Here is a 10,839-nt window from a genome sequence, read left to right as displayed (position 1 = left end):
GCGTATCTAACCCAACGAATGGTACCGTTGTTCTGAATGCTGACGGCACAATTACCTTCACACCGGATGCGGATTTTGTAGGCGAAGCGACGTACGACTACACCATCACAGACGGCAATGGCGGTACTGACACGGCCACAGTCACCATCGACTTTGCTCCGATGAATGATGCTCCGGATGCAGTAGATGATGCATTCACAACGAATGAAGACACGCCACTGACACTAACGGCTAATGATCTATTAGGTAACGATAGTGATCCTGATGGCGATATGTTATCCATTGTTAGTGTAAGCAACCCTAAGAACGGTTCAGTCATTTTGAATCAAAATGGTTCTGTATTGTTCATACCGGCGGCTAACTTCTTTGGTGAGGCAACATTCGAATACACTATCACAGACGGTAATGGTGGGTATGACACAGCTGAGGTAACGATTACTGTTGCTTCTGTTAATGACATTCCATGCGCTACGCCAGACTCGTTCTCAGCAGAACCTGATCAGACAATCACTTTCCCTGCTTCTACTTTGTTAGCTAATGATGTTGATCCTGACGGCGACACTCTTTCCATCTTCTTTGTGCGCAATGCCACTAACGGTACTGCTACATTAAATGATGATGGAACGGTCACGTTTGAACCAACACCTGGTTATATTGGTGAAGCAACATTTGATTATATGGTCACTGATGGAAACGGCGGATACACTTCTACAACGGTAACGATCGATTACGATACAGCAAGCGATCAGATTATCTTTGGTGATGAGTATGACAACCTGTTAACGGGCGGTGCTGGTAACGACCAAATCTACGGCTGCGAAGGCGATGATATTATCTACGGTGGCGCCGGTGCTGATACCCTTGTAGGTGGTGAAGGAAACGACACCATATACATGGGCGATGACATGGACGCTGACACCTTAGTGACTAATTTCAAAGACCTTGATGGCTCGGATACGGTTTACCAATTTGGTGATGAAGACATCCTTGATTTTGCGGACTTGTTGCAAGGTAGCACAGGTGATCTATCTGACTACCTACACTTTGAGTTCACTGATGAGGGCGACACCATCATTGAAATTAGTAGTGAAGGCCTATTTGCTAACAACGGAACAGAAGATAACCACGACGCTAATGTCGACCATACAATACGTTTGGCCGATACAGAACTGGCATGTGGTTGTGCGGATGATTCTGTAATCATTGACTACTTGTTGGCTAATAATCAGTTACAAGTTGATTTAAGCTAATTAATTAGCGCAATAGCTGTAAAAGGGTCGGGATTATCTCGGCCCTTTTTCTTTTGTATTTAAAATGTCGTCAGCAGCTATCTGGTGTATAAAGAGGTTAAAAGTAACGCTCCAATGTCAATCCAATATAGTTATCATCGTCGATAGTGTAGAGCGGATCTTCTTTATCGTTCGCGTTAAAAATACGAGCATCAAGGCTTAACTTCCAGCTATTGCCAAGCCTTCGGCTCGCTTCTAACCCAAAATTGGTTGAGTGGTAATCTAAATCGTAAGTCAAACCCATGAGTACTTCTGTACTCTGAACGTCATTCATACCAAAGCGCACACCAATAGAAAGATCGTTTTGAAACAAGCGGCTGCTTTTTTCTCTGTCACTATCCCAACTATATTCGGCTAACATTCCCATATCAATGGCTGAGTTTGCGATGCCATAAAAGGTATATTCAAAACCTGTCTGAGTTGCCCGTAATGTATGTTCCTTTGTATCACGCCAGATACCTTCCGCTTTCCATAACCAATTGCCGGAGGTGTACTGTAGATCCCCACCTACTTGAGTCATTTGGGTGTAATAAGGGACTAACTTAAGCTCAGAACCCTCTAATTGGCTATTTAACACGGCCTCACGGTTGGTCCCTTTAAACACATACGCCCCTAAATCAAAAGGCCCTGTGGAATGGCTCCAACGCAGCACTACATCGACATGTTTGTCTTTTTGGGAGGATTCATAAGTGGCATCATCGTTATCAATCACTATGGGGAGTCTAAATCGGCCATGAGAGCCTGCAGAAGTTTGTTCGCGAAAGCCGGGTAAAATATATACATCGAAAATCCCCATATCTCTTACTAGGGATAATTTTAATAAAGGTTGACCTAGTTTGTCCTCGCCATCAATGTCTTCTACAAAGTCTGTTTGGTTAATCACGTCTGATAGGTGCTGAAACTCAGTCACGCCCCAAAATACTTGTGCAACACCTAGTTTTAGCTCCCAAGTATCAGCAACATGAAGCCAGTAGCCTTCTCGTAAATCAACATGTGAACGTTTACTGTCTTGCTGATCTACACGAAAGAAAGGGGTAATCACCGCCGCATCATACCCATTGTTCCATTGCCATGTGAAAGTGGGTTCCACAAACATAGAAACATTAGCCTTATAATTCTGCCCCTCGTAACGCCCATTTTGGTTGAACAACCGTAGTTCTGCACCAATGCGCCCCGATATATCAAATTCGATTTCTGTTGAGGCTGCTGTAGTTAATGAACTAGCAATTAGAATCGATAATCCGAGTAGCGGGGGGATTAGAGGCTTCATTATCGAGCTCTCTTTAATGCATTTTGGTTGAAATCACTGTCTGATAAACCTGTTTGAAACTGGAAGTTATCCCAAATCAAATCGGTACTTTTTCCAGTTTGGTGATTTACCATTTTCATGGTGTGGGGGCGCCAATGTTGGTTTAGGTATACCTGATAATTATCGTAGACCAGTGTCTTTAATAAGGCGTCCTTTCGATCATAGAATTCGATTTTATCCAGACGGTATTCTTGTGTATCAACCCAAGTAATTCGTTTGGTATAACCTGAATATTGATCAACAGGGTACTGCTCAACAACATAACAGTTACCCAGCGAGCAAGGGCTGTCTTGGATGTACTTATAAGTATATTTGTTAACTTCAAACGAACTCATATCTTCAAATGAGAACTCTGAACCCATGAAAGGGCCAGACTTATTACGTGAGGCAATACGTTTAACCCGTTTAAGCGCTGGTAAATAAAGCCACTGATCATCCGGGCCTACCGCGTGAGAAAAACTAAGGAAGGCGGTCCCTTTTACGTCTAAAGGTTTGTCAAATAGAGTGAGGTTTTTATCACCATCATCAGGCTGTTCTAAGGCTTTTATCCGAATCTCGCGAAGGCTTTCTTGTCCTTCACTGTTACGTAAAATCATTTGCATGCTTGCTTGCATGTCTTGCCAGCCTGCATCACTTTGCTTTGCAGCCGTGGCGATGGATAGGCCTTTTTCGGCGGGGGTTTGCGCATGGGCTGCAGGTGATGTTAAAAAAGTTAACGCACTAAACGTACACAAGATAGAGGGTGGAGTTAGTCGCTTCATAATCATGCTTGGCCTTTGTGTTGAGTGGTAGCGCTGCGTTTATCTATTTTTAATAGCAAGGGCGGTAAAAATAGAAAGTCGACAATTAAAGCCGCTACGAGTGTGATAGCGGTCAAAAGACCGATATCGGCATTAATTTGAAAAGTTGATTGCGCTAAGACGATAAAGCCTAGTACAAGAACAAGCGTAGTCACCCACAAAGCTCGTCCCACTCCTGCAAATGCATACTCGACTGCGGCTTCGGGTTTGAGCAGGCGTTGTTCTCTTGCGAGTTTATATTTAGTGAGAAAGTGGATAGTGTCATCCACCACAATTCCTAACGTCATGCTTGCAACCACCGATAAAGCCAGCCCCACTTGCCCGCTGATAAAATACCAAACACCAAAGCCAATGAGCGCAGGAGTTAGGTTAGGCAGTAAGCTATAAAAGCTGTATCGAATAGAACGTAAGGCAAACCCGAAAAGTATAGATATCAAGAATAATGCAATAACCACCCCTTTAAGCATGCTTTCAATATTTCGTTGGCCAATATGAGAGAACATTAAACTGGGGCTTGCTAACGATACCTGCAGTTGGGGGGCATTTTCGGCAAACCATTCGTTGATTGTATGTTCAAAATTGACTTGCTCATTACTGGTCAAGTTCTTTAAAGAGATAACAATACGCGTTGAAGATTTATCGACATTAAGTTGATTGTTTAAATCCAACCCGTAAGGCAATGACATCTCGTATAAAAGTAAATACTGTGCTGACATTTCGCGTGTTTCTGGCAAACGATAGTAGTCTGGATTATCAGCATGCATGTTTTGGTTTAGGCGTTTTAAAGTATCGGTTAAGGTGTTGACGTGATCCGTTTGGGGTTGCGCTCGGACCCAATCGACAAACCGCTCTGCAGTTACTAAAAAATCGGGATCGTTAACGCCGCCTGAAACACCAGAATCCATTGACACTTCGATAGAGGCTAAGCCGGTCAAGTGCTCCTGCATAAAGTCTGATGCCTGCCTGAAAGGAACGTCTTCACTGAAATATTCGACGAAATTATCGTTGAGTTTATTGGCGGGTGCGAAAGCAATGATCGCTACCATGGCTAATGACAAGCCCAATAAAAGCGTTTTATGTTGACGTATTACAAAAGCTGATAGGTGCTTCATTAAACGACTATCCCAGCCAGATGCTTTTACTGGCTTAAAGGGGAGTAACATAATGAGGGCTGGCAGAAGCGTGATTGAGAACGTAAAAGCAAAAAATACCCCGATAGCAACAAAATTACCTAAATCTCTAAAAGGCGGTGAATCAGAAAAGTTCATGCTTAAGAAACCAATAGCAGTGGTCGCACTGGTTAGAAATACAGGGATAAAGTTAATGCGTAAGCTGCTCAACATCGCGTTATAACGGTTATGTAAGTGTTCGTGCTCTTGGTAAAAAGTAGTTAGAACATGAATACTATCGGCTACTGCAAGGGTGAGGATGATGATGGGTGCTGCAGATGATGGGCTGGTCAAATGAAAGCCTAACCAGCCAACAGTCCCCATTGTTGCTGCGATGGATGAAGCGATAATGATAATCGTGGCAATGGCACCGCTTATTGAGCGCAAAAACAGTAAAATGCTGAGTGCAACAATGGCAAACATAATGGGAATTAAAAAGCTCGAATCCTTCTCGGAAGCGGTTACAAAGCTGTGGTCCATCATTACAACCCCGGTCAGTTGAACTGATATATCGGGGTGTCTCTCTCGAATAGTATTAGCGATAGACTCAACGGAACGGATGACTTTTGGTTGTTCTACGGTGCGGTCGAGACCGGGCAGTTGAATAGTGACATTTACTAGGGTTACTTGACTGTCTTCAGAAATTAATCGACCTGCCAATAGAGGCTCTGCTTGAGCAATATCTTCTATTGTTTGTAAACGCTGCTCAGTAACTTGGTCTAGCTCAAGTACAAGATCTTCTACAATGAGGTCATCATTTTCGGCATAAGTGTGTTGAAAATTGGTGATTGAATCGACACGGGTTGAATAGGGGATTTGCCATGCTTCATTCGTTAAGTCATGAACGGCACTAATAGCGTCAGGGGTAAAAATTTTGCCTTTTTTCGAGGAAATAACAAAAGCGACGTTATCACTTTTGCTGTAAATTTTTTGCATAGCCTCAAAAGTCTTTAATTCGGGATTGTCTGGGCTAAAAAAGACACGATAATCGCTTTTGAAAACAAGTTTAGAGGCACCAAACCCCGCGATTAGGGTAACCCCAATCGCAAGGATTACCACATGCCATGTATGTTTAAGACAATATTTGACGACTGTATCGATCACAAAAATCTCCGGGCAAATAGATGAGTTCCGGGAGGGATCATTATGATTTTGAAGAGGCCCGGTAACTCCATACCTACATCACTATAGTAGATAGACAGATGTTTGCTGTTATTGAGTTAGCGGGCTGGGTGCGTAAATCTTGAGTTGATTTAAACTGATGTTTAATTAATTCGACGCTTTAGGCCGCGATCAGCCATGATGCGTGTCGAGATTTCTTCTATTGAGAATGTAGTTGTATTGATAAAAGGAATTTTTAAAGATTTAAATAACTGCTCACCAAATACAACTTCTGTTTCGCATTGCGTGAGTGAAGCATAACGGCTGTTAGCGCGGCGCTCATGCCTTATGGCTGCTAGCTGAAATGGGTCGATAGTTAGGCCATACAGCTTATTTTGATAAGGCTTTAAGCAGCTAGGCAGGCCATTGCTTTCTAGGTCATCTTCGGTGAGTGGGTAATTAGCAGCACGCACACCAAACTGTAATGCCATATAAAGGCAGGTAGGCGTTTTCCCGCAACGGGAAACACCAACGAGAATAATATCGGCTTCATCGTAATGTCGGGTACGCATTCCGTCATCGTTATCTAACGCGAAGTTAACGGATTCTATTCTATTTTTATAACGCTGAGATTCTACAATGCCATGAGACTGGCCAACAGAGTATCTAGACTTAATGCCAAGTTCGCTCTCTAAGGGTTTGATAAAAGTAGAAAAAATATCTATTTTAATCGCTTCGCTTTTACTGATCAGTTGCCGTATATTCTCATCCACGATGGTATCAATGAGTATCGGCTTAGTACCATCTTTAATGTGAGCTTCGCGGACGGCGGTTACCACCTCATGTGCTTTTTCAATAGAGTCAATGTAGGGTAAAGTAATACGCTCAAAAACAATATCTGCAAATTGAGCCAGTAAACTGTTACCCAGAGCTTCTGCTGTAATACCTGTACCATCGGAAATAAAGAATGCCGTTCGTTTCATATATTGTTTCAATCCTCTTCTGGCACGACTATACCAAATGAGTCATATACCCCGACAGTCTGAACCATTGATAATTGCGTTAACGCACGAAAGAGAGCTCACAAAAAAAACAAATACCGGGCAGTTGTTACTGCAGTTACCCGCATGGGTGTCGCGAAGAGTCATATGGAAAAGAACGCTACCGGACCCTTGGTTGCTAAAACTGATTGAAAGCCAAAGGGTTGCCATTTTATACCCTGACTTACCCAATGTGGCGGATCAACTCACTTCTGAGCGAGCAGATAATGGCCAGGAGATTCAGAGCTTTGACCATTTCATCGTTATCGATAGCACATGGCAAGAAGCTCGTAAAATAATGAACCGTAGCGCTTATCTGCAAAAATTGCCTAGAGTGGCACTACCAGAAAGCGAGCCCTCTAAGTTTCATCTTCGTCGTAACCAAGTTGAGGGTGGGCTATGCACGGTGGAAGCGGCGATTAGTTTGATGCGGTGCACACAGTGTGATCAGCATGCAGATCATTTAGAAAATTTATTTAACGATTTTATCAATCAAACGTCATGTTAGTCTGTTAGGTTTCTGAGCATTAAAATGTTGCTAATGATAGCTTCGGGCTGGTTGGGGGTAGCCTATTTGCTTGTGTAATTTTTCTATTTCGCAGCAAATTGCAGTATCCTATGTTCTCTATATACGTGCGCATCCTTAAAATAAGAGCACGCCTTTCGGTAGTAGGAGAGAAAGCTTTGCAAGATTATGTTTTGCGTCTAGATCAGGTTGGAATGTCTGATGTAGAAAAAGTGGGCGGTAAAAATGCATCGCTTGGTGAAATGATCAGCCAATTAAGTACGGCAGGCATCAAAGTACCGGGCGGATATGCAACCACAGCACAAGCTTTTCGTGATTTTTTAAATGCTGGTAATCTAAAAAATAAAATTGATGATCTGCTCTCTTCTTTAGATACCGATGATGTAGTTGCCCTAGCCGAAACGGGTAAACAGATACGTCAATGGATTTTAGACAGCCAACTGCAACCCGACTTGAATGCAGCCATTGACCATGCCTACCAAGAAATGGCGTCCGGTGATGAGACCATGGCTTTTGCTGTACGTTCTTCTGCCACCGCTGAAGACTTACCTGAAGCGTCTTTTGCCGGTCAACAAGAAACCTTTCTAAACATACGTGGCCTGGCCAACATCAAGCAGGCAATTAAAGAAGTTTTTGCGTCCTTGTATAACGATCGCGCTATTTCTTATCGGGTGCACCATAACTTTGAGCACAACGAAGTTGCTCTATCGGCTGGTATTCAGCGCATGGTACGTAGCGAAACGGCTGCTTCCGGTGTGATGTTTACTATGGATACAGAGTCGGGGTTTAACCACGTTGTATTCATTACGGCAGCTTACGGATTAGGTGAAACGGTCGTTCAAGGGGCGGTAAACCCTGATGAATTTTATGTCTATAAGCCAACATTAAAACAAGACGCTCCAGCTATACTTCGCCGTACCTTAGGTTCGAAAGCCATCAAGATGGTTTACCAAGAAGAAGGCTCAACAAAAAACGCAGTCTCAACAGTCAAAGTGCCCGATGCGCAACGCAATCGTTTTTGCATTAATGATAATGATGTTCAAGCACTGGCCAAAATAGCAGTGGTGATCGAACAGCATTATGGTCGACCTATGGATATCGAGTGGGCCAAAGACGGAGACGATGGTGAGCTGTATGTCGTACAAGCCCGCCCAGAAACTGTTCGTAGCCGAGATAACAGTAATGTTATGGAGCGCTATTTACTCAAAGAAAAAGGCAAGGTTCTCATTGAGGGAAGGTCGATAGGGCATCGTATTGGATCAGGGTCTGTCCGGTTGGTGTCCAGTATAAACGAAATGGAGAAAGTGCAGCCAGGCGATGTATTAGTCACTGATATGACAGATCCCGACTGGGAGCCTGTAATGAAGAGGGCATCGGCTATTGTGACAAACAGAGGCGGTCGAACCTGCCATGCAGCTATTATTGCGCGTGAACTAGGTATTCCTGCTATTGTGGGTTGCGGTGATGCTACTGAACGGTTATCTGATGGTCAGGTTATTACTGTATCTTGTGCTGAAGGGGATACAGGAAGAGCATACGAAGGGGCGCTTAACTTTGAGCATCAAACCAATAGTGTTGACTCAATGCCTTCTATTCCGTTTCAGATTATGATGAATGTTGGTAACCCCGACCGTGCTTTTGATTTCCAATCACTGCCCAATGCTGGTGTGGGGCTGGCGCGTTTAGAGTTTATTATTAACCGTATGATCGGTGTGCACCCTAAAGCGTTACTAAATATTGATGATCAGCCGCCCGCTATTCGTACGATTATTGAGCGTCGCAGTGCAGGATATGCAGGCCCAATCGATTTTTATGTAGAAAAATTAGTGGAAGGTATCGCTACGCTTGCTGCGGCCTTTTACCCAAAAAAAGTCATTGTCCGGATGTCGGACTTCAAATCTAATGAATATGGCCATCTTATAGGCGGAGATCAATACGAGCCTCATGAAGAAAACCCTATGCTGGGTTTTCGTGGTGCCGCACGTTATATCAGTGACTCTTTTAAAGATTGTTTTGATTTAGAGTGCCGAGCATTAAAGAAAGTACGTGATGAGATGAAGCTCACAAACGTTGAAATTATGGTGCCGTTTGTTCGTACTGTCGGTGAGGCTAAGCAGGTAAGTGAAATGCTAGCTGCCAATGGACTAGTCAGAGGTGAAAACGGATTACGCTTGATAATGATGTGTGAGATCCCCTCAAATGCTTTATTAGCTGACCAGTTTTTACAGTTTTTTGATGGTTTTTCAATTGGCTCAAATGATCTCACCCAACTGACATTAGGTTTGGATCGCGACTCGGGTGTTATTGCTCACTTATTTGACGAGCGTAACGAGGCCGTTAAAATGCTGTTGAGCATGGCTATTAAAGCATGCAAGGAACAAGGTAAATACATTGGTATTTGTGGGCAAGGCCCCTCTGACCATCCGGATCTAGCTCGTTGGTTAATGGAGCAGGGTATCGACAGCGTTTCACTTAATCCCGATACTGTTTTAGATACATGGTTTTACTTAGCTGGCCAAAAACAGTAAAAAGCGTTGCACACTGTCCTGCAGTACAATTGAGCAGCATAAGTTGATCAATCATAATTGAGCAATGTAATAACACCATGGGCGCGACATGAATGACGCACTAAAAGGCATATCGATATTAGCTGTAACGGCAGTTTCTGTTGGCTGGATGCTTAACAGCGATAATAATTTTGAAATTGCTTTTTTAAAAGATGAACCGAGCGCGCAACAAGAAGCTATTGCTTTGCAAGATGCCATATTGCAAGGCGATGACCCCACACAAGTACAAAGCCCCACAGCAGCGGGCAACGGTCAAAGTCCAATGCCGTCGACTGGGTGTTTTCATGGGTTTGTTTCTACCCAGCAAGGCTCATCTGTTGAGCTACATGAGGCACCTTACGTGGGCGTAGTACATGATAATGAACACATTTATATGCGTTTAACAGGCCAGCCCATTTACCTCAAAATGCCGCGTGATGATTACAGTGAAGCGGTTGTGCAAGAAGCGATGCCAGTAACGGCCGCTAGCGCCCTTGCCGATATCAAATCACCTATCGATGAATGCCAAGAAGCGCATGTTGTATTGCGCAACCTTGTTACGTTTTAACGGCTACTATATTTTCGCTTAATGCTTGTCGAGTTTGTCATTCAATTAATATGATTTCAGATGACCCAAACGTAAAAAGGGATGCTTGTGAGCATCCCTTTTTGGTCAATAGAACCGGTTAATTTTTAGAACTGGTTCATCGTATTGTCTTTACCGGACGCTTTCAGTGCGGCATCACCAGAGAAGTATTCTTTGTGATCATCACCCATGTCAGAACCAGCCATGTTTTGGTGCTTAACGCAGGCGATACCTTGACGGATCTCTTTACGTTGTACGCCAGCGACATAACCCAACATACCCATCTCACCGAAGTACTCTTTAGCCAAGTTGTCAGTCGACAAGGCAGCGGTGTGGTACGTAGGCAATGTGATCAAGTGGTGGAAGATACCGGCTTCACGTGCCGCGTCCGCTTGGAACGTCTGGATACGCTTATCAGCTTCGATGGCCAACTCAGTCTCATCGTACTTAACGTCCATCAAACCAGCACGATC

The 10,839-nt window shown here is 43.6% G+C and carries 8 protein-coding genes and 2 pseudogenes; 4 read left to right on the top strand and 6 right to left on the bottom strand.

The annotated features are described in order from the left end of the window. Positions 1–1,250 (top strand): cadherin-like domain-containing protein (locus OW491_RS17905; protein ID WP_290037253.1); only part of this gene is annotated, 1,250 nt, incomplete at its 5' end. A 97-nt stretch (positions 1,251–1,347) separates the two neighbouring features. Here OW491_RS17905 and OW491_RS17900 read toward each other — a convergent pair. The 5 genes and pseudogenes from OW491_RS17900 to OW491_RS17880 form a co-directional block, all read right to left on the bottom strand. Next, complete coding sequence (locus tag OW491_RS17900; RefSeq protein ID WP_290037252.1) at positions 1,348–2,559, bottom strand: hypothetical protein; 1,212 nt, start codon at positions 2,557–2,559, stop codon at positions 1,348–1,350. Continuing rightward, positions 2,559–3,359, bottom strand: coding sequence for an outer membrane lipoprotein-sorting protein (locus OW491_RS17895; RefSeq protein ID WP_215151630.1), 801 nt, complete (start codon positions 3,357–3,359; stop codon positions 2,559–2,561). The genes OW491_RS17900 and OW491_RS17895 overlap by 1 nt, the downstream gene beginning before the upstream one ends. Positions 3,360–3,361: 2 nt before the next feature. Beyond that, positions 3,362–4,084, bottom strand: a complete 723-nt coding sequence (locus OW491_RS17890) for an MMPL family transporter (RefSeq protein WP_283159788.1) — start codon at positions 4,082–4,084, stop codon at positions 3,362–3,364. A gap of 477 nt (positions 4,085–4,561) precedes the next feature. After that, a pseudogene (locus OW491_RS17885) lies at positions 4,562–5,698 on the bottom strand (MMPL family transporter); the annotation flags it as partial. A 134-nt stretch (positions 5,699–5,832) separates the two neighbouring features. Then, positions 5,833–6,651: a pyruvate, water dikinase regulatory protein gene (locus tag OW491_RS17880; RefSeq protein WP_178968671.1), complete on the bottom strand. Its 819-nt coding sequence runs from the start codon at positions 6,649–6,651 to the stop codon at positions 5,833–5,835. 37 nt (positions 6,652–6,688) lie between these two features. Between OW491_RS17880 and OW491_RS17875 the strand changes: the two genes are divergently transcribed. The 3 genes from OW491_RS17875 to OW491_RS17865 all read left to right on the top strand — a co-directional run bounded on the left by OW491_RS17875 (position 6,689) and on the right by OW491_RS17865 (position 10,348). Further along, positions 6,689–7,216: a tRNA-uridine aminocarboxypropyltransferase gene (locus OW491_RS17875; protein ID WP_290037251.1), complete on the top strand. Its 528-nt coding sequence runs from the start codon at positions 6,689–6,691 to the stop codon at positions 7,214–7,216. A gap of 176 nt (positions 7,217–7,392) precedes the next feature. Beyond that, on the top strand, positions 7,393–9,762 hold the full coding sequence (ppsA, locus tag OW491_RS17870) for a phosphoenolpyruvate synthase (protein ID WP_290037249.1): 2,370 nt from the start codon (positions 7,393–7,395) through the stop codon (positions 9,760–9,762). A gap of 88 nt (positions 9,763–9,850) precedes the next feature. Then, a complete protein-coding gene (locus OW491_RS17865) occupies positions 9,851–10,348 on the top strand; it encodes a hypothetical protein (RefSeq protein ID WP_075172107.1) in 498 nt (165 codons plus the stop codon). 125 nt (positions 10,349–10,473) lie between these two features. On the opposite strand, the pseudogene OW491_RS17860 reads toward OW491_RS17865, so the two are convergent. Next, positions 10,474–10,839: pseudogene (locus OW491_RS17860) on the bottom strand (isocitrate lyase); the annotation flags it as partial.

It is taken from the genome of Neptunomonas sp. CHC150 (assembly GCF_030397555.1).
In the GTDB taxonomy this organism is placed as follows: Bacteria; Pseudomonadota; Gammaproteobacteria; order Pseudomonadales; family Balneatricaceae; genus Neptunomonas; species Neptunomonas phycophila.
Note: the sequence above shows the minus strand (reverse complement) of the source record. Positions and strands in the feature narration are given on the sequence as shown.

Bases quoted from the DNA above. Each gene is read 5' to 3' on its own strand.
- OW491_RS17890 (WP_283159788.1), bottom strand. From the start codon at position 4,084: ATGTCATTGCCTTACGGGTTGGATTTAAACAATCAACTTAATGTCGAT.
- OW491_RS17865 (WP_075172107.1), top strand. From the start codon at position 9,851: ATGAATGACGCACTAAAAGGCATATCGATATTAGCTGTAACGGCAGTT.
- OW491_RS17900 (WP_290037252.1), bottom strand. From the start codon at position 2,559: ATGAAGCCTCTAATCCCCCCGCTACTCGGATTATCGATTCTAATTGCT.
- OW491_RS17895 (WP_215151630.1), bottom strand. From the start codon at position 3,359: ATGAAGCGACTAACTCCACCCTCTATCTTGTGTACGTTTAGTGCGTTA.
- OW491_RS17875 (WP_290037251.1), top strand. From the start codon at position 6,689: ATGAGTCATATACCCCGACAGTCTGAACCATTGATAATTGCGTTAACG.
- OW491_RS17880 (WP_178968671.1), bottom strand. From the start codon at position 6,651: ATGAAACGAACGGCATTCTTTATTTCCGATGGTACAGGTATTACAGCA.